The organism is Phytopseudomonas straminea (assembly GCF_900112645.1).
Lineage (GTDB): Bacteria > Pseudomonadota > Gammaproteobacteria > Pseudomonadales > Pseudomonadaceae > Aquipseudomonas > Aquipseudomonas straminea.
Map to the genome: position 1 here is coordinate 591,172 of NZ_FOMO01000001.1, position 17,478 is coordinate 608,649.

Consider the following 17,478-nt stretch of genomic DNA (forward strand, 5'->3'; position numbering starts at 1 on the left):
AATCCGCCAACACCGAACAAGACCTGTTCTCCATGCGCACGAATCTAACCCCACAGCTGCTTCCCTATCTGGCCATCTTCGTACGCGTGGTCGAGGCCGGCAGTTTCTCTGCCGCGGCCCGCCAGCAGGGCAGCACGGCGTCGGCAGTGAGCCGACAGATCGCCCATCTCGAGCAGACGCTCGGCGTTCGTCTGCTCGAGCGCACCACACGGCGCCTGCGCCTGAGCGAAGCCGGCAGCGAAGTCTTCGAGCGCTGCAAGGACATGCTCGACGCCGCCCAGGCCGCCCTGGATGTTGGTGAGCGGCTGATGAGCCAACCGCGCGGCCGGGTGCGTCTGAGTGTGCCAAAGGCCTTTGGACGTTTCCTGGTCATGCCGCTGATTCAGGATTTTCTGCAGCGCTACCCGGAGGTGGACGTCAGCCTCAACCTCAGCGACCGCAGCCCGGACCTGATCAGCGAGCAGTTCGACCTGCTGGTGAGCATCACCGACCAGCCACCACCGGCTCTCGCGGGTCGGCCACTGTGCAATGTCCAACAGTTGCTGTGTGCAAGCCCCACCTATCTGCAGCGCCACGGCACGCCCCAGCATCCGAGCGAACTGGTGCGCCATGCCTGCCTGTACCTGGACGAAACCCCGGACGACCACCGCTGGCACTTCAGCAACGGGCCGGAGCAATGCGTGGTGACGGTGGGCGGCCGCTTCGCCAGCAACCACAGCGAAGTGCGCCTGAACGCCGTGCTCGGCCACCTGGGTATCACCTGCCTGCCGCACTTCACCGCCGCCGCGGCACTGGCCAGAGGCGAGCTGGTAAGGGTACTGCCGCAGTGGCGCTACACCGGTTCGTACCAGGGCACCGCGTGGGTTCTCTATCACCCCACCCGCCACCTGCCGCCCAAACTGCGGGTGCTGATCGATCACCTGGCCGAGGGGCTGGGCAAGGGCCCATCGCGATGACCCGGCTCTGGCAGTGGCTGAAACGGCGGCGCCTGGAACGGCAGCCGGTGGATACCGCCAAGCACATCACGCTGGAGAATATCGATACGCAGGTGGGCAACCGCCTGCTGGAAACCCTCAAGGCCGAGGGTTGGCGGCAGGTCGAGCAATACAGCCCGCTGGCGTTCGACAAGGGCATCGATTACGACAGCTATCGCCTGCGCCGTGGCCTGGATGAGCTGAGGCTGGAGTGGGACAACTGGTTCGAGTGGAAGCTCAGCGGGCCACGCGAACACATCGAGGAAATCGCCGAGCGCTTTTCATTGCGCCCCTGACAGACTCCATCCCGTAGGGTGGGCTTCAGCCCACCAAGCCCGGCCGGGCTGCCATACGAAAACCAACCTTCATTCGCCAAAGTTTCCAGCATCATCGTAACCGCCCCAACTCATCGGAAGAACGCCTCGCTCAACGTACCGATGGAAACTGGAAAACGGCCAATCCGCGACGCAATTGACCAACCCATGCTTGACGGGATTGAAGTGGATGTAATCGACGTGTCGGGCAAGATCATTCTCATCGCGTATCTGATGCTCCCAGAAACGCCTCTGCCATATCCCCTTCTCGCGCTTTCTGTACTTGCTGGCGCTTAAGGATGTAGCTTTGGGAAGCGCGCGGGAAAAGCGACTCTTGATCAGCGCCCAACGTTGCGAGTAGTTACTGTCGCCATTCGGCAATGTCCAGATCGCATGTAAGTGATCAGGTAGCACGCAAATAGCGACGGTCTCGAAGGGCAATCGACCGCAAGCCTCGGCGTAGGCTCGACGCAATAAAGAAATTTTTTCGACCAGCAAACCAGACTGCCGGTCCGCAAGCGTGACGGTAAAGAAGTAGGTTCCGCCAGGAACCGATTGGCGGCGGTAGTTCGACATTGGCAGTCCTTTGCCTGGTCGTCAGTAGATGGCCGGTGGTGGGCTAAAGCCCACCCTACGAGTAGCAGTCTGGCTCAGACCGCCACCGGCGCCTTGATATGCGGATGCGCCTGGTAGCCGACCAGTTCGAAATCCTCGAACTTGAAGGCGAACAGATCCTTCACGTCGGGGTTGAGCTTCATGGTCGGCAGGGGCAGCGGTTCGCGGGTCAGCTGCAGGTCGGCCTGTTCCAGGTGGTTGGCGTACAGATGGCAGTCGCCGCCGGTCCAGATGAACTCCCCCGGCTGCAGACCGCACACCTGCGCGACCATCAGGGTCAGCAGCGCATAACTGGCGATGTTGAAGGGCACGCCGAGGAAGATGTCGGCCGAGCGCTGGTACAGCTGGCAGCTCAGCTTGCCCTCCGCCACATAGAACTGGAACAGCGCGTGGCACGGCGGCAGGGCCATCTGCTCGACCAGGGCCGGGTTCCAGGCCGAGACGATCAGGCGGCGCGAGTCCGGGTTCTTCCTGATCATCTCGATCAGCTTGCTGATCTGGTCGACCGACTCGCCATTGGGCGCCGGCCAGTTGCGCCACTGGTAGCCGTACACCGGCCCGAGGTCGCCGTTCTCGTCGGCCCACTCGTCCCAGATGCGTACGCCGTTGTCCTTCAGGTACTTGATGTTGGTGTCGCCCTGCAGGAACCACAGCAACTCGTGGATGATCGACTTGAGGTGGCACTTCTTGGTGGTCACCAGGGGAAAGCCGTCGGCCAGGTCGAAGCGCATCTGGTGAGCGAACACGCTGTAGGTGCCGGTGCCGGTACGGTCTTCCTTGAAGGTGCCGTTTTCGCGCACGTGGCGCATCAGGTCGAGATACTGTTTCATCGGGCCACCTCCGCAGCCGCTTGGCGCTTGTAGGCGTAGACCATCAGGCCCAGGCCGGCGAGGACCATCGGCACGCACAGCACCTGCCCCATGGTCAGCCAGCCCCAGGCCAGGTAACCGAGCTGGGCGTCCGGCACGCGGACGAACTCGACGATGAAGCGAAAGATGCCGTAGCACACCGCGAACAGCCCGGAAACGGCCATGGTCGGGCGCGGCTTGCGCGAGTAAATCCACAGGATGACGAACAGCGCCACGCCTTCCAGGGCGAACTGGTAGAGCTGCGACGGGTGACGCGGCAGCGGCCCGCCAGTCGGAAACACCATGGCCCAGGGTACGTCGCTGACCTTGCCCCACAGCTCGGCATTGATGAAGTTGCCGATGCGCCCGGCGCCCAGACCGATCGGCACCAGCGGCGCGATGAAGTCCATCAGCTCGAAGAAGCTCTTGCCGTTGCGCCGGGCGAACCACAGGGTGGCCAGCATCACGCCGATCAGGCCGCCGTGGAACGACATGCCACCCTTCCATACTTCGAGGATCAGCAGCGGGTTGGCGATGTACGCCGGCAGGTCGTAGAACAATACGTAACCCAGGCGGCCACCGACGATCACCCCCATGGCCACCCAGAACACCAGGTCGGAAAGTTTCTCCTTGCTCCAGGTCGGGTCGAAGGCGTGCAGCCGCCGCGAGGCGAGGAACCAGGCACCGCCGATGCCCACCAGGTACATCAGGCCGTACCAGTGGATCTGCAGGAAGCCCAGGTCGAGGGCGACCGGGTCAATATTCGGGTAAGGCAGCATCAGGATTCCTCACAACAGAAAATTCAGGCCGACGATAAACAGCAACAGGGCGAACGACCGCTTGAGCACCCGCGGCGACAGGCGATGGGCCAGCCGCGCGCCGGTACGGGCGAAGAACACGCTGGTCAGCGCGATGCCGAGCAGCGCCGGCAGGTACACGTAACCCAGGCTCCAGTGAGGCAGACGCGCGTCGCCCCAACCCAGCCACAGGTAACTCAGGGCGCCGGCGGCGGCAATCGGCCAGCCACAGGCCGACGAGGTCGCTACCGCCTGCTGCACGGACACCCCGCGCCAGGTCAGGAACGGTACGGTCAGCGAACCGCCGCCGATACCGATGATCGCCGAGGCCCAGCCGATCAAGCCACCGGCAGCGCCCAGCCCTGCCTTGCCCGGCACCTCGCGGCTGGCCTTGGGTTTCAGATCCAGTGCCAACTGCAGCGCCACGCACAGGGCGAACACGCCAATGATCCTCTGCAGCACCAGGCCGTCGATGGAATCAGCCGTCAGCGCGCCGAGTGCCGAGCCCAGCACGATGCCCACCGTCAGCCAGACGAACAGCCCCCAGCGCACCGCACCGCGGCTATGGTGCTCGCGCACGGCATTGACCGAGGTGAACAGGATGGTCGCCAGCGAGGTGCCCACCGCCATATGGGTCAGCACGGAGACATCGAAGCCCTGGGCGGTAAAGGCGAAGATCAGCACCGGCACGATGACCATGCCGCCACCGACGCCGAACAGTCCGGCCAGCAGGCCTGCGGCGGCACCGAGCAGGATGTAGAGAAGGAAGATCATGGTGTGCTCTGCGAAGCGATGCGGCATGGTAGCGGAAGCAGCCCCCAGCCTCTAGTTTTGGCGATGGATGCCACACGATGCTTTGCGTAGAGTGGGGGCTCTCCCAGACAGCGAACCGCACCGTGGCCAATACCTTTTACCTGCGCATCGCCTGTAATCATCTGCACCTCACCCACCTGGAAAGTAGCCGCGTGGCGGTAGTGGAGGCTGACCCGCCCTTCAGCAACCAACGCCTGCTGGTGGCGGATTTCAGCATCGCCGACCGCTTGATCAAGGAAACCGTGCAGAGCCTGATGCCCAAGCGTCTGGCCTTTCTCAACGCCGCCCCCAAGCTTTTGATCCAGCCGCTCGAGATGCTGGAAGGCGGGCTTTCCCAGGTGGAAGAGCGCATTCTGATGGAGCTCGGCATGGGCGCAGGGGCGCGCAAGGTCGTGGTACATGTCGGCGAGATCCTCGACGCCGCTGGCGTACGCATCAGGCTGAAATAAACATGTGCCTGATCGCGCTCGCCTGGCGCCCCGGCCACGCCCTGCCGCTACTGGTCGCCGCCAACCGCGATGAATTCCATACCCGCCCGACCGCCGCCATGGCCGAGTGGCCGGATGCGCCCGGGCTGATCGCCGGGCGCGACCTGCAGGCCGGCGGCACCTGGCTGGGCATCGGTCCTGGCAGGCGCTTTGCCGCCCTCACCAATATCCGTGACCCGCACGCCGAGCAGGGCTCTCGTTCGCGAGGCGAATTGCCGCTGCGCTTTCTGCTGGGAAACCAGGGTCCAGAGGCTTTTCTGAACGAGTTGCGCCGTGAGGCGGATGAATACAGCGGCTTCAACCTGCTGGTCGGCGACCGCCACGCACTATGGCACTTCAATTCGCACGGCGGACAGGTCCAGGCGCTGCCCGCCGGTATCCATGGGGTTTCCAACGCCGGGCTGAATACGCCCTGGCCCAAGCTCGAGCGGGCCAAAGCGGCGCTCGCCGCCGTTCAGGACGAACCGGACGAGCCGTCGTTGTTCGCGCTGCTCGCCGACTCTACGAAGCCAGACGACGCAGCCCTGCCGGATACCGGCGTGGGCATGGAGCTGGAGCGGCTGCTCGGCAGCGTGTTCATCACCAGCCCGACCTATGGCACCCGCGCCAGCACGCTGCTGTTCATATACGCCGATGGAACGCGGCGCATTATCGAGCGCAGTTTCGGGCATGATGGAAGGCCGAGTGGTGAGGTGCGGTTCGAGCGTTAGAGTGGCAGCTGGCTGACTGTAGGCGCGGCGCATTTTATGTGGGAGCGGCCATGCCAGCGAAGCTGTCGCGCGCATGGCGCGCTCCCACAGGAGAACGCAGCAATAGCCACTCTTGTTCGGCAGTTCTCACGAAGCCCGAATATATGGCGCCGGGCGAAGGATTGGTCAGCTCAGGTCAAGATTGCAAAGCCAACTGTAGAGCAGGCTGGCCCATGAACCGGGGACCACTTTTGCCTGACAACCGCCCTTAAGCCTGGATATCCGAAGCAGGATTGATCATGCGGCCCAGGCCCAGATTGCGCAGGGCCAGTTGCAGGGTGCTGTGGATGACCTGCGGGTTGTCGATGCGCATGGCCTGGCCAAGCAGGTCCTTGGCCTTGCTCAGGCTGATCTGGCGCAGCAGCCATTTCACCTTCGGCAGGTTGGTGGCGTTCATCGACAGGCTATCGAAGCCCATGGCCATCAGCAGCACGGCGGCGCTCGGGTCGCCGGCCATTTCGCCGCAGATGCTCACCGGTTTGCCTTCGGCGTGGGCATCTTCGACCACCTTGGTCAGTGCCTGCAGCACCGCCGGGTGGAGGAAGTCGTAGAGGTCGGCAACCCGCGGGTTGTTGCGATCCACGGCCAGCAGGTACTGGGTCAGGTCGTTGGAGCCGACTGACAGGAAATCCACCTGACGAGCCAGGTCGCGGGTCTGGTAGACCGCGGCGGGAATCTCGATCATCACGCCGATGGGCGGCAACGGCACGTCGGTGCCTTCGTCGCGCACCTCGCCCCAGGCACGGTGGATCAGGTGCAGGGATTCTTCCAGTTCCTGAATGCCGGAAATCATCGGCAGCAGGATGCGCAGGTTGTTCAGGCCCTCGCTGGCCTTGAGCATGGCGCGCACCTGCACCAGGAAGATTTCCGGGTGATCGAGGGTCACGCGGATGCCGCGCCAGCCCAGGAAGGGGTTGTCTTCCTTGATCGGGAAGTAGCTCAGGCCCTTGTCACCGCCAACGTCCAGGGTGCGCATGGTCACCGGCAGCGGGTGGAAGGCCGCTAGTTGCTCGCGGTAGATGGCCAGCTGTTCCTTCTCGCTGGGGAAGCGGTCCTTGATCATGAACGGCACTTCGGTGCGGTACAGACCAACGCCCTCGGCGCCGCGCTCTTGAGCGCGCAACACGTCGGCGAGCAGGCCGGTGTTGACCCACAGCGGCATCTTGTGGCCGTCGAGGGTCTCGCAGGGCAACGCACGCAGGGCATCGAGGCCCTTGTTTAGCTGGCGATCCTCCTCGACCACATCGGAATACTGCTTGCGCAGGATCTCGCTGGGGTTGGTGAACACCTCGCCGTGGTAGCCGTCGACGATAAGCTGGATGCCGTCGATCTTCGAATACGGCAGCTCGACCGCCCCCATCACCGTGGGAATGCCCATGGCGCGGGCGAAGATCGCCACGTGGGAGTTGCCCGAACCCTGTACCGACACCAGGCCGACCAGCTTGCCTTCCGGAACCTCGCCAAGCATGGCTGGCGACAGTTCTTCGGCGACCAGGATGCAGTTGTCCGGGTACACCAGAGTCTGCTGACGGGCTTCCTGCAGGTAGGCGAGCAGACGGCGGCCCAGGTCGCGGACGTCCGAGGCACGCTCGCGCAGGTAGGCGTCATCCATCAGCTCGAATCGGTTGATGTGCTCGCTGACCACATGGCGCAGGGCGCCCTGGGCCCACTGGCCGGTCTTGATGACGTTGACCACCTCGTTACCGAGGGCGGCGTCTTCGAGCATCATCTGGTAAACGTCGAACAGCGCACGCTCTTCGGGGCGCAGCTGAGTGGCCATGCGCTCGGAGAGGTTGCGCATGTCGGCGCGCACGCCTTCCAGGGCGTTCTGGAACAGTTTCAGCTCGGCATCGATATCGTCGATGCTCTTGTCCGGCACCACTTCCAGATCGGCCGGCGGCAGCACCACCACGGCGGTACCGACCGCCGCACCGGGCGAGCCGGGTACGCCGATGAACTTGGCTTCCTGAATGCCCTTGCCCTGCTTGCCCAGGCCGCGGATCGAACCGGTGGCCTCGGCGTGGGCGATCACCCCGGCGAGCTGCGCGCTCATGGTGACCAGAAAGGCTTCCTCACCTTCGTCGAACTGGCGGCGCTCCTTCTGCTGCACGACGAGCACACCCATCACCCGGCGGTGGTGGATGATCGGTGAGCCAAGGAAGGAGGCGTAGCGCTCTTCGCCGGTTTCGGCGAAATAGCGGTAACGGGGGTGTTCGGAGGCGTTCTCGAGATTCAGCGGCTCTTCGCGGGTGCCGACCAGGCCGACCAGGCCTTCATTCGGCGCCATGCTGACCTTGCCGATCGAGCGCTTGTTGAGGCCATCGGTGGCCATCAGCACGAAACGGTTGGTCTCCGGGTCGAGCAGGTAGACCGAGCACACCTGGGTGCCCATGGTCTCCTTGACGCGCTGCACGATGATGCCCAGCGCCGCTTTGAGATCCTTGGCGGCGTTCACTTCCTGGACGATCTTGCGCAGCGTGTTGAGCATGCTTGACCCTGTCTAATCCCGTGCCAGCAGGCGCGGTGCGAGTTCCTTGAGTGCGCGACGATAGACCTCGCGCTTGAATGTAACCACCTGCCCCAACGGATACCAATAACTGACCCAGCGCCAGCCGTCGAACTCCGGCTTGCCGGTCAGGTCCATACGCACCCGTTGCTCGTCGGAGGTCAGGCGCAGCAGGAACCACTTCTGCTTCTGGCCGATGCACAGCGGTTGGCTGTGCGTGCGCACCAGGCGCTGCGGCAGACGATACCTCAACCAGCCCCGGGTGCAGGCGAGAATTTTCACGTCCTGCTCTTCAAGGCCCACTTCTTCGTTCAGTTCGCGGTACAACGCTTCTTCCGGCGACTCGCGGTCATTGATACCGCCTTGCGGGAACTGCCAGGCATCCTGGTTAATTCGACGCGCCCAAAGCACCTGGCCGACATCATTGGTGAGAATGATGCCGACGTTGGGGCGAAAACCATCAGGATCGATCACGGCACACAACCTCGTAAACGCATGTCACCGCATTGTTCCACAAAGCTCGCGACAGCGGCAACGCGCTCGGGCGGCGCAGCGCAATGGCCCGTCGCGCGGTTTTCCCCGGGCCGGCAAAGCCGCTATTCTGGCCGCCTCCATGGCCCTGTATGAAGAGGTGATTCTGTGCGTTTGGCTTTATTCGATCTCGACAACACCCTGCTCGGCGGCGACAGCGACCACGCCTGGGGCGACTGGCTGTGCGAACGCGGGATTCTCGACGGTGCTACCTACAAGGCGCGCAACGATGCCTTCTACCAAGACTACCTGGCCGGGCGCCTGAACATCACCGACTACCTGAACTTCACCCTGGCTATCTTCGGCCGTACCGAGATGGCCCAGCTCGACGCCTGGCACCGCGAGTTCATGGCCGAATGCATCGAGCCGATCATCCTGCCCAAGGCCCTGGCGCTGCTCGACAAGCACCGCGCAGCCGGCGACAAGCTGGTGATCATCACCGCCACCAACCGCTTCGTCACCGCGCCCATCGCCGAGCGCCTCGGCGTCGACACCCTGCTGGCCACCGAATGCGAGATGGTCGACGGCCGCTACACCGGGCGCACCACCGACGTGCCGTGCTTCAAGGAAGGCAAGGTCACCCGCCTCAATCGCTGGATGCAGGAAAACGGCTTCACCCTGGACGGCGCGACGTTCTACAGCGACTCGATGAACGACCTGCCGCTGCTCGAGCAGGTCAGCTATCCGGTTGCCGTTGACCCGGACCCGAACCTGTTGGCCGAGGCGCAGAAGCGCGGCTGGCCGGTGATGTCGCTGCGCTGAAGCGGTTACAGGGCGCCACCGTAGCGGCAGCGCCCTATCTAGATCTGGCTAGACCGGTTTGGCGCCCATCACGGCCATGATCACCACCAGCAGCACGACGATCAGCGCGGCGTAGATCATCACCAGGCGCAGCGACTTGGCCGGCACCACGCCATCTACCTGCGCCTGCCAGGCACCTAGGCGGCCGAGCAGCAACAGGCCGACGATCATCAGCACGCCGAACAGGATGCTACCCAGCAGCAACCACAGCTGGCTCAGCGGCCAGCCGGCCAGATTGACCATCCACCAGCCGCTTACCGGCAGGCTCAGCGCCAGTACGGCGAACACCGGCAGGCTGATGGTGCGGGTGCGCTGCAGTTTGCGTTGCAGCACCTCCCGATCACCACCGCGCCAGGCTTTCCAGAGCATGAAGGCATGGGCCAGCACGCCCAGCAGCAGGAGAATGCCGGGCAGCGCATGGAGGATTCTGATCAGCAGATAATGCTCCATCACGGTTTCCTTCAACGTTTATAGAGAGATTGGCCCTGGGTATCGCTGCGCTCAACGCCAGGCTACCGGCACAACCTGCGTAGCCTGGGTGAAGCAGCGCACTCAGCCCAGAAACAGCGTGTAGGCCGGGTTGTCGGTTTCATCCCAGTACGGGTAGCCGATGGCATCCAGTGCAGGCGTGAGCAGATGGCGCTCGTCTTCCGGCACTTGTAGCGCCGCCATTACGCGGCCATCGGCAGCGCCGTGGTTGCGGTAGTGGAACAGGGTGATGTTCCAGCGCCCGCCCAGCTTGTCGAGGAAGTTGAACAGCGCGCCGGGCCGCTCAGGGAATTCGAAGCGGAACACGCACTCGTTCGGCACTGCCGCGGCATGGCCGCCGACGGTGTGGCGGATATGCAGCTTGGCCAGCTCGTTGTCGGTCAAATCCAGCACCGGGAAGCCCTGGCTGCGAAGGTTTTCCACAAGCGCCGCACGGGGGTCGTTCTCCGGGTGGGTCTGCACGCCGACAAAGATGTGCGCCTCGCCGTCCTGGTGATAGCGGTAGTTGAACTCGGTGATCTGCCGCTTGCCGATGGCCTCGCAGAATGCCTTGAAGCTGCCAGGCTGTTCGGGGATGGTCACGGCGATGATCGCCTCGCGCTTCTCGCCCAGCTCGGCGCGTTCGGCCACGTGACGCAGGCGGTCGAAGTTGACGTTGGCACCCGAGTCGATGCCCACCAGCGTCTTGCCGATAATGCCTTCACGCTCGACGTACTTCTTGATGCCGGCCACTGCCAGAGCGCCGGCGGGCTCGGTGATCGAACGGGTGTCGTCGTAGATGTCCTTGATCGCCGCACAGATCTCATCGGTGCTGACGGTGATCACCTCGTCGACATGATCCTTGCAGATATCGAAGGTGTGCTGACCGATCTGCGCCACCGCCACGCCGTCGGCGAACAGCCCGACCTGCGGCAGCACCACGCGCTCACCAGCTGCCAGCGCCTGCTGCAGGCAGTTGGAGTCGTCCGGCTCGACGCCGATGACCTTGGTTTGCGGGTACAGGTATTTGACGTAGGCGGCGATACCGGCGATCAGGCCGCCACCACCGACCGGCACGAAGATCGCGTGCAGCGGGCCCTGGTGCTGACGAAGAATCTCCATCGCCACGGTGCCCTGCCCCGCGATCACGTGGGGATCGTCATAGGGGTGCACGTAGACCAGGCCCTTCTCCTCCACCAGCTTCAGCGAGTAGGCCAGGGCTTCGGGGAAGGCATCGCCGTGCAGTACCGCTTTGCCGCCACGCGAGCGCACGCCCTGCACCTTGAGCTCAGGTGTGGTGCGCGGCATGACGATGGTGGCCTTCACGCCCATATGCTTGGCGGCCAGGGCCAGACCCTGGGCATGGTTGCCGGCCGAGGCGGTGACCACACCACGAGCCAGTTCTTCGGGGGAGAGCTGGGCGAGCTTGTTGTAGGCGCCACGAATCTTGAACGAGTACACCGGCTGCAGATCCTCGCGCTTGAGCAGAATCTGATTGCCCAGGCGTTCGGAAAGTTGGCGAGCGGGTTGCAGCGGGGTTTCCACGGCAACGTCATAGACACGGGAAGTCAGGGTCTTCTTGACGTACTGTTCGAGCATGGCGGGCATCGCAGGCGGCTTCGAGGGGAACGGGTGAGTCTAACCTAGCCATCCGCCGAGCGACCATACGAATTCCGGGGTTTTGCCGGCTATAATCGCGGCTTCGTTTCCTTCCTTCTCGTGGAACCCGCATGACCCAGGATCAGCTCAAACAAGCCGTGGCCCAGGCCGCCGTCGACTTCATCCTTCCCAAGCTCGACGCCAAGAGCATCATCGGGGTCGGCACTGGCTCCACGGCCAACTGCTTCATCGACGCCCTGGCCAAGCACAAGCTGGAGTTCGACGGTGCCGTGGCCAGCTCCGAAGCCACCGCCGCGCGCCTCAAGGGCCATGGCATTCCGGTGTACGAGCTCAATACCGTCAGTGACCTGGAGTTCTACGTCGACGGCGCCGACGAAAGCGACGAGCGCCTGAACCTGATCAAGGGCGGCGGCGCAGCCCTGACCCGCGAGAAGATCGTCGCCGCGGTGGCGCGTACCTTCATCTGCATCGCCGACGGCAGCAAGCTGGTGCCGGTACTCGGCGCCTTTCCGCTGCCGGTGGAAGTGATCCCCATGGCGCGCAGCCATGTGGCCCGCGAGCTGGTCAAGCTGGGCGGTGACCCGGTGTACCGCGAAGGCGTGGTAACCGATAACGGCAACGTGATCCTCGATGTGCACAACATGAGCATCACCGACCCGGCGAAGCTGGAAGCGGACATCAACGCCATCGTCGGCGTGGTCACCAACGGCCTGTTCGCCGCGCGCCCGGCCGACCTGCTGCTGCTCGGTACTCCCGAAGGCGTCAAATCGCTGCAGCGCTAAGCGCTCAGGCGGGAAAGGACAAGGCCGGGTGAGCGATCACTCGGCCTTCTTTTTGAACACATAGAACAGGTTCGGCTCGCTGGTCAGGTAGAGCACACCCTGATCATCCATGGTGATGCCTTCGGCCTGGGGCACCGATTTCTTCAGGCCGTGCTGGCCAGATAGCAGCGACAGACTGCTGATCGGCTTGCCATCCTGGTCCAGCTCGACGACCAGCCGCGATTCATCCGACAGGGCCAGCAGATGGCCGGTACGGCTGTCGTAATGCAGGCTGGAGAGATCACGCACGAAGATGGCGGCGTCACGCTTGAGGTTTTCGCTGATCTGCACCGAACTGGGCGACGAAGGATCGAGGTTCGGAAAGCCCTTTACTTCGTATATCCGCAAAGGGTCACGCTCCTTGGCGACGAAAAGACGCTTGCCCATCAGATCGTAGGCCAGGCCTTCGAAGCCCTTGTTGGCGCGGCCCATATCCAGGGTCACCGACAGCTGCTGGCCATCGGCGGCGTTAACCGAGGTGGTGGCGTCATCAATGCGCACATCGACCAAACGCTGGGGCCGTTCATCGGCGATCACCAGATGCCCGGGGGCGACATACTCCACCGCCTCGGCGTCGCCAAAGCCCACCAGCTCGATCTGCCTGAGCACCTCGCCCTCGAGCGAGAGCTCGATCAGGCGGGAGTTCTGATTGGTAACGGTAAACAAGCTCTTGCGATCCGGGTCGTAGGTGAGCGCCGACACATCTTCCTTGACGCCCTCAAGGCGTTTGCCTTCGATCACCACCTCGTAGTCATTCAGCCACAGTGAGTGATCCGGCGCCCGCGTGGGCTGGTTGACGTTGAACCACAGCCGCTCGAAAAGTCGAAATTCGTAACCCACGACAGCGATAGCTGCCAGAGACAGAACGACCAGCAGCAGAACGACTCGCTTGATTGAAAACACACGGCCCATGGCGACTCACATATGCAACGACAGAAATGACAACGCCGCCCCTCGGTGTAGCGAGAGGCGGCCATTCAGTGCAGTGACGGGAAGCTAACAGCGTGGCGGTTATTTCACCAGTTCGACGATGTCGACGTCGATTTCGCGGCTGGTCAGGTCCTTGTCGACCTCACCGGTGAGCTTGACGGTGGCTTTCTCGGAGATGGCTTGTGGCGGCCAGTCTTCATTGTCGATCTCGACATGGATGGTGCCGGTGGCATCCTTGAACTCGTAGAGCTCGTCCTGCAGACGCTTGGTGATCTGGCCCTGCAGCACCACTGGGGTGTCGTCGCCGGCCTTCAGCGCCTGTTCAACGGTAGTGACCTGAGCGACCTGACCCGGGCCGGTGTAGCCGGCAGCCAGAGCGGCGGTGGAGAACAGCGGAGCGAGCAGCAGTGCGATAACGGGAGCTTTCATGGGGATGACCCTCTATCTGTAAATGACGGGGTCAGGTTAAGACGCCTAGCTGAAACGAGGCTTAAAGGCGGCTTAAGCGAAGCTTAATTGGAATATGAAGAGCTGGGACGCCAAGTGAGCAAATGTGGGAGCGGGCCGCGCCCGCGAACGGCTCATCGCCAGCAGAGTTCTGCAACAGCGAGCCACACGAATAGGTGTTTATACGCGCGAATCGCGAGCATGGCCCGCTCCCACAAAAATCAGCTAGCGCCTTACAGCACCTGGCTGGCGAAGCTCGAATGGCCGGGCAGCTCCAGCACCAACTCGTCGCCCTGGTTCAGCGGGCCGACACCCACCGGTGTGCCGGTGAGGATCACATCGCCGGGCTGCAGGTTGAAGTGGCCGGCCATCGCCTGGATCACCGCCACGATGGGGAAGATCATGTCCGCGCTGCTGCCATCCTGGCGCACTTCGCCGTTGATGGTCAGGCGGATGCCGATAGCGGCCAGGTCGCTAATCGCGTCACCCGGTACGAAGGGCGCCAGCACACAGGCGCCATCGAACGATTTGGCGATTTCCCACGGATGCCCCTTGTCCTTGAGCTTGCTCTGCACATCGCGCAGGGTCAGGTCCAGAGACGGCGCGAAACCGGAGATGGCGTCGAGCACTTCCTCTTCATTAGGTGTGCGCGACAGCGGCTTGCCAATCAGCACGGCGATTTCCGCTTCGTAATGCACCGACCCGCGGTCGAGCGGAATGCTGAAGCCGCCTTCGAGGCCGACCACGCAACTGCCTGGTTTGATGAACAGCAGCGGCTCGGTCGGCACCGGGTTGTTGAGTTCCTTGGCATGCTCGGCGTAGTTGCGGCCGATGCACACCACCTTGCCCAGCGGGAAATGGATACGGGTACCGTCGATGTACTGGTGCTGGTAGCTCATGGTCGCTCCTGTTGTTGTATTGGCTTCAGGCGAAAATCTTGCCCGGATTCATGATGCCGTTGGGGTCGAAGACCGCCTTGATCGCCTTCATGTAGGCGATTTCCGCCGGCGAACGGCTGTACTGCAGGTAATCGCGCTTGACCAGGCCCACGCCGTGCTCGGCGGAGATCGAACCGTTGTAGCGCTCGACGGTCTCGAACACCCACTTGTTGACCCGTGCACAGGAGGCGAAGAACGCTTCCTTGTCCATATGCTCAGGCTTGAGGATGTTCAGGTGCAGGTTACCGTCGCCGATATGGCCGTACCAGACCACTTCATAGTCGGGATAGTGCTCGGTGACGATGGCGTCGATATCGCGCAGAAATGCCGGCACCTTCGAAACGGTAACGGAGATATCGTTCTTGTAGGGCGTGTGGTGCGAGATGGTTTCCGACAGGTACTCGCGCAGCTTCCACAGGTTTTTCAGCTGGGTCTGGCTCTGGCTCATCACCCCGTCCAGCACCCAACCCTGTTCGATGCAATGCTCGAAGGTGCTCAGCGCCTCGCTGGCCACTTCCTCGCTGCTGGCTTCGAATTCCAGCAGGGCGTAGAACGGGCAAGGCGTATCGAAGGGCGACGGCACGTCACCGCGGGCCATGATCCGCGCCAGACCTTTGTCGGAGAAGAACTCGAAGGCGGTGAGGTCGAGCTTGCTCTGGAAGGCGTGCAGCACCGGCATGATCGAGTCGAAATCCGGTGTGCCGAGCACCATGGCGGTGAGGTTGCGCGGCGCGCGGTCCAGGCGCATGGTCGCCTCGACCACGAAGCCAAGGGTGCCTTCGGCGCCGATGAACAGCTGGCGCAGGTCGTAGCCGGTGGCGTTCTTGATCAGATCCTTGTTCAGTTCGAGCAACTCGCCGGTGCCGGTGACCACCTTCAGCCCCGCCACCCAGTTGCGGGTCAGGCCGTAGCGGATCACCTTGATGCCGCCGGCATTGGTGCCGATATTGCCGCCGATCTGGCTGGAGCCGCTGGAGGCGAAATCCACCGGGTAATACAGGCCCTTGTCCTCGGCGAACTGCTGCAGCACGCCGGTGACCACGCCGGGCTGACAGACCACGGTGCGGTTGGATTCGTCGAAGTCGAGAATCTGGTTCATATAGTCGAACGACACCACCACTTCGCCATTGCTGGCGACAGCCGCCGCCGACAGCCCGGTACGGCCACCCGACGGCACCAGGGCGATCTTATGGGCATTGGCCCAGCGCACGATGGCCTGCACCTGCTCGACCGTCTTGGGAAACACGATGGCGCTGGGCGCTGGCGCGTATTGCCGGGTCCAGTCCTTGCCGTAGGTTTCCAGGGAGGCGGCGTCGGTCAGTAACTTGCCGGGGTCGACCAGCGTTTTGAGTTCGTCAATCGGCCTGAGATCGGTCATAGCAACTCTCGAATCGTTCATGGTCGCCCTGAGAACCGTTCAGGTCGCAACCGAGCAAGGAAAAGGCAAGCCATGCTAGCATATGCCCCCCGCAAATCGCCCTGTACAGCGACTTGCCGGCCCGATTGGCGAGCGCGCCGATCCTTCTCCTGACACTTAAATTAGTGGGGCAACAGGTACTCCGATGAGCACGACCTCTCTCGACAAGAGCAAGATCAAGTTCCTTCTTCTCGAAGGCGTCCACCAAAATGCCGTGGATACCCTGAAGGCGTCCGGCTACACCAACATCGAGTACCTCAAGACCGCGCTGTCCGGCGAGGAGCTGAAGGCCAAGATCGCCGACGCACACTTCATCGGCATCCGCTCGCGCACCCAACTGGCCGAAGAGATCTTCGACTGCGCCAAGAAGCTGGTCGCCGTCGGCTGCTTCTGCATCGGTACCAACCAGGTCGACCTGGACGCTGCCCGCGAGCGCGGTATCGCCGTGTTCAACGCGCCCTACTCCAACACCCGCTCGGTGGCCGAACTGGTGCTGGCCCAGGCCATCCTGCTGCTGCGCGGCATCCCCGAGAAGAACGCCTCCTGCCACCGTGGTGGCTGGATCAAGTCGGCGGCCAACTCTTTCGAAATCCGTGGCAAGAAGCTGGGTATCATCGGTTACGGCTCGATCGGCACCCAGCTGTCGGTCCTCGCTGAAGCCCTCGGCATGCAAGTGTTCTTCTACGACACCGTGACCAAGCTGCCGCTGGGCAACGCCCAGCAGATCGGCAAGCTGCACGACCTGCTCGGCATGTGTGACATCGTTTCCCTGCACGTACCGGAGCTGCCGTCGACCCAATGGATGATCGGCGAGGCGGAAATCCGCGCCATGAAGAAGGGCGGCATTCTGATCAACGCCGCCCGCGGCACCGTGGTCGAGCTCGACCACCTGGCTCAGGCGATCAAGGACGAACACCTGATCGGCGCCGCCATCGACGTATTCCCGGTCGAGCCGAAGTCCAACGACGACGTCTTCGAGAGCCCGCTGCGTGGCCTGGATCGCGTGATCCTGACCCCGCACATCGGCGGCTCCACCGCCGAAGCCCAGGCCAACATCGGCCTGGAAGTGGCCGAGAAGCTGGTCAAGTACAGCGACAACGGCACATCGGTCTCCTCGGTCAACTTCCCGGAAGTGGCCCTGCCGGCGCACCCGGGCAAGCACCGTCTGCTGCACATCCACGCCAACGTGCCGGGCGTGATGAGCGAGATCAACAAGGTGTTCGCCGACAACGGCATCAACATCTCCGGCCAGTACCTGCAGACCAACGACAAGGTCGGCTACGTGGTCATCGACGTCGATGCCGACTACTCGGACCTTGCGCTGGAGAAACTGCAGCAGGTCAGCGGCACCATCCGTAGCCGCGTGCTGTTCTAAGCCGTTCGCGGTAACGAAAAAGGGAG

General features: G+C 63.1%; 19 protein-coding genes. 7 read left to right on the top strand and 12 right to left on the bottom strand.

Features of this window, described 5'->3' with window-relative positions; translation table 11 throughout:
• Nucleotides 1-32: 32 nt before the first annotated feature.
• Together BM279_RS02675 and BM279_RS02680 are read left to right on the top strand one after the other, a co-directional pair.
• A complete protein-coding gene (locus BM279_RS02675) occupies nt 33-956 on the top strand; it encodes a LysR family transcriptional regulator (RefSeq protein WP_093500682.1) in 924 nt (307 codons plus the stop codon).
• Nucleotides 953-1,270, top strand: coding sequence for a hypothetical protein (locus BM279_RS02680; protein WP_093500684.1), 318 nt, complete (start codon nt 953-955; stop codon nt 1,268-1,270). Before BM279_RS02675 ends, BM279_RS02680 begins: the two co-directional genes overlap by 4 nt.
• A gap of 69 nt (nt 1,271-1,339) precedes the next feature.
• Here BM279_RS02680 and BM279_RS02685 read toward each other — a convergent pair whose 3' ends face one another.
• From BM279_RS02685 to BM279_RS02700, 4 genes are all read right to left on the bottom strand, one after another.
• On the bottom strand, nt 1,340-1,864 hold the full coding sequence (locus BM279_RS02685; RefSeq protein ID WP_093500686.1) for an REP-associated tyrosine transposase: 525 nt from the start codon (nt 1,862-1,864) through the stop codon (nt 1,340-1,342).
• A 74-nt stretch (nt 1,865-1,938) separates the two neighbouring features.
• Nucleotides 1,939-2,733 carry a thymidylate synthase gene (locus tag BM279_RS02690; protein ID WP_093500688.1) on the bottom strand — a complete coding sequence of 265 codons (795 nt, stop codon included), beginning with the start codon at nt 2,731-2,733 and terminating at the stop codon, nt 1,939-1,941.
• On the bottom strand, nt 2,730-3,530 hold the full coding sequence (lgt, locus tag BM279_RS02695; RefSeq protein ID WP_093500690.1) for a prolipoprotein diacylglyceryl transferase: 801 nt from the start codon (nt 3,528-3,530) through the stop codon (nt 2,730-2,732). The genes BM279_RS02690 and lgt overlap by 4 nt, the downstream gene beginning before the upstream one ends.
• Before the next feature lie 9 nt (nt 3,531-3,539).
• Nucleotides 3,540-4,322, bottom strand: coding sequence for a sulfite exporter TauE/SafE family protein (locus tag BM279_RS02700; RefSeq protein ID WP_093501214.1), 783 nt, complete (start codon nt 4,320-4,322; stop codon nt 3,540-3,542).
• Between the two features lie 122 nt (nt 4,323-4,444).
• Between BM279_RS02700 and BM279_RS02705 the strand changes: the two genes are divergently transcribed.
• Both BM279_RS02705 and BM279_RS02710 read left to right on the top strand, forming a co-directional pair.
• Complete coding sequence (locus tag BM279_RS02705; RefSeq protein ID WP_093500692.1) at nt 4,445-4,810, top strand: hypothetical protein; 366 nt, start codon at nt 4,445-4,447, stop codon at nt 4,808-4,810.
• A gap of 2 nt (nt 4,811-4,812) precedes the next feature.
• A complete protein-coding gene (locus tag BM279_RS02710) occupies nt 4,813-5,559 on the top strand; it encodes an NRDE family protein (protein WP_093500694.1) in 747 nt (248 codons plus the stop codon).
• 247 nt (nt 5,560-5,806) lie between these two features.
• On the opposite strand, the gene ptsP is transcribed toward BM279_RS02710, so the two are convergent.
• Together ptsP and BM279_RS02720 are read right to left on the bottom strand one after the other, a co-directional pair.
• Complete coding sequence (ptsP, locus tag BM279_RS02715) at nt 5,807-8,086, bottom strand: phosphoenolpyruvate--protein phosphotransferase (protein WP_093500696.1); 2,280 nt, start codon at nt 8,084-8,086, stop codon at nt 5,807-5,809.
• A 12-nt stretch (nt 8,087-8,098) separates the two neighbouring features.
• Nucleotides 8,099-8,578: an RNA pyrophosphohydrolase gene (locus BM279_RS02720; RefSeq protein WP_013793353.1), complete on the bottom strand. Its 480-nt coding sequence runs from the start codon at nt 8,576-8,578 to the stop codon at nt 8,099-8,101.
• Nucleotides 8,579-8,743: 165 nt separating this feature from the next.
• Here BM279_RS02720 and BM279_RS02725 point away from each other — a divergent pair, with 165 nt between their 5' ends.
• Nucleotides 8,744-9,397 (top strand): histidinol-phosphatase, encoded by a 654-nt coding sequence (locus tag BM279_RS02725; protein ID WP_093500698.1) that lies wholly within the window; start codon nt 8,744-8,746, stop codon nt 9,395-9,397.
• Nucleotides 9,398-9,445: 48 nt separating this feature from the next.
• Here the strand turns inward: BM279_RS02725 and BM279_RS02730 are convergent, their stop codons facing one another.
• Both BM279_RS02730 and ilvA read right to left on the bottom strand, forming a co-directional pair.
• Nucleotides 9,446-9,886, bottom strand: coding sequence for a DUF2269 family protein (locus BM279_RS02730; RefSeq protein ID WP_093500700.1), 441 nt, complete (start codon nt 9,884-9,886; stop codon nt 9,446-9,448).
• Between the two features lie 102 nt (nt 9,887-9,988).
• Nucleotides 9,989-11,503, bottom strand: a complete 1,515-nt coding sequence (gene ilvA, locus BM279_RS02735; protein WP_093501216.1) for a threonine ammonia-lyase, biosynthetic — start codon at nt 11,501-11,503, stop codon at nt 9,989-9,991.
• 131 nt (nt 11,504-11,634) lie between these two features.
• Between ilvA and rpiA the strand changes: the two genes are divergently transcribed.
• Nucleotides 11,635-12,306, top strand: a complete 672-nt coding sequence (gene rpiA, locus BM279_RS02740; protein WP_093500702.1) for a ribose-5-phosphate isomerase RpiA — start codon at nt 11,635-11,637, stop codon at nt 12,304-12,306.
• A 36-nt stretch (nt 12,307-12,342) separates the two neighbouring features.
• Here rpiA and BM279_RS02745 read toward each other — a convergent pair whose 3' ends face one another.
• The 4 genes from BM279_RS02745 to BM279_RS02760 form a co-directional block, all read right to left on the bottom strand.
• Nucleotides 12,343-13,257, bottom strand: a complete 915-nt coding sequence (locus tag BM279_RS02745; protein ID WP_093500704.1) for an SdiA-regulated domain-containing protein — start codon at nt 13,255-13,257, stop codon at nt 12,343-12,345.
• A gap of 99 nt (nt 13,258-13,356) precedes the next feature.
• Nucleotides 13,357-13,704 (bottom strand): NirD/YgiW/YdeI family stress tolerance protein, encoded by a 348-nt coding sequence (locus tag BM279_RS02750; RefSeq protein WP_093500706.1) that lies wholly within the window; start codon nt 13,702-13,704, stop codon nt 13,357-13,359.
• Between the two features lie 251 nt (nt 13,705-13,955).
• Nucleotides 13,956-14,621, bottom strand: coding sequence for a fumarylacetoacetate hydrolase family protein (locus BM279_RS02755; protein WP_093500708.1), 666 nt, complete (start codon nt 14,619-14,621; stop codon nt 13,956-13,958).
• Between the two features lie 25 nt (nt 14,622-14,646).
• The gene (locus BM279_RS02760; RefSeq protein WP_093500710.1) at nt 14,647-16,038 is read right to left on the bottom strand and encodes an FAD-binding oxidoreductase; all 1,392 of its coding nucleotides are present in this window, start codon (nt 16,036-16,038) and stop codon (nt 14,647-14,649) included.
• A 184-nt stretch (nt 16,039-16,222) separates the two neighbouring features.
• Between BM279_RS02760 and serA the strand changes: the two genes are divergently transcribed.
• The gene (gene serA, locus BM279_RS02765; protein WP_093500712.1) at nt 16,223-17,452 is read left to right on the top strand and encodes a phosphoglycerate dehydrogenase; all 1,230 of its coding nucleotides are present in this window, start codon (nt 16,223-16,225) and stop codon (nt 17,450-17,452) included.
• The last annotated feature ends 26 nt before the right edge of the window (nt 17,453-17,478 follow it).

Excerpts from the sequence above, each read along its gene's own strand:
- BM279_RS02750 (WP_093500706.1), bottom strand. The coding sequence starts at position 13,704 with ATGAAAGCTCCCGTTATCGCACTGCTGCTCGCTCCGCTGTTCTCCACC.
- BM279_RS02685 (WP_093500686.1), bottom strand. The coding sequence starts at position 1,864 with ATGTCGAACTACCGCCGCCAATCGGTTCCTGGCGGAACCTACTTCTTT.
- lgt (WP_093500690.1), bottom strand. The coding sequence starts at position 3,530 with ATGCTGCCTTACCCGAATATTGACCCGGTCGCCCTCGACCTGGGCTTC.
- ilvA (WP_093501216.1), bottom strand. The coding sequence starts at position 11,503 with ATGCTCGAACAGTACGTCAAGAAGACCCTGACTTCCCGTGTCTATGAC.
- rpiA (WP_093500702.1), top strand. The coding sequence starts at position 11,635 with ATGACCCAGGATCAGCTCAAACAAGCCGTGGCCCAGGCCGCCGTCGAC.
- BM279_RS02675 (WP_093500682.1), top strand. The coding sequence starts at position 33 with ATGCGCACGAATCTAACCCCACAGCTGCTTCCCTATCTGGCCATCTTC.
- BM279_RS02760 (WP_093500710.1), bottom strand. The coding sequence starts at position 16,038 with ATGACCGATCTCAGGCCGATTGACGAACTCAAAACGCTGGTCGACCCC.
- BM279_RS02690 (WP_093500688.1), bottom strand. The coding sequence starts at position 2,733 with ATGAAACAGTATCTCGACCTGATGCGCCACGTGCGCGAAAACGGCACC.
- BM279_RS02755 (WP_093500708.1), bottom strand. The coding sequence starts at position 14,621 with ATGAGCTACCAGCACCAGTACATCGACGGTACCCGTATCCATTTCCCG.
- BM279_RS02710 (WP_093500694.1), top strand. The coding sequence starts at position 4,813 with ATGTGCCTGATCGCGCTCGCCTGGCGCCCCGGCCACGCCCTGCCGCTA.
- ptsP (WP_093500696.1), bottom strand. The coding sequence starts at position 8,086 with ATGCTCAACACGCTGCGCAAGATCGTCCAGGAAGTGAACGCCGCCAAG.
- BM279_RS02745 (WP_093500704.1), bottom strand. The coding sequence starts at position 13,257 with ATGGGCCGTGTGTTTTCAATCAAGCGAGTCGTTCTGCTGCTGGTCGTT.
- serA (WP_093500712.1), top strand. The coding sequence starts at position 16,223 with ATGAGCACGACCTCTCTCGACAAGAGCAAGATCAAGTTCCTTCTTCTC.
- BM279_RS02680 (WP_093500684.1), top strand. The coding sequence starts at position 953 with ATGACCCGGCTCTGGCAGTGGCTGAAACGGCGGCGCCTGGAACGGCAG.
- BM279_RS02730 (WP_093500700.1), bottom strand. The coding sequence starts at position 9,886 with ATGGAGCATTATCTGCTGATCAGAATCCTCCATGCGCTGCCCGGCATT.
- BM279_RS02700 (WP_093501214.1), bottom strand. The coding sequence starts at position 4,322 with ATGATCTTCCTTCTCTACATCCTGCTCGGTGCCGCCGCAGGCCTGCTG.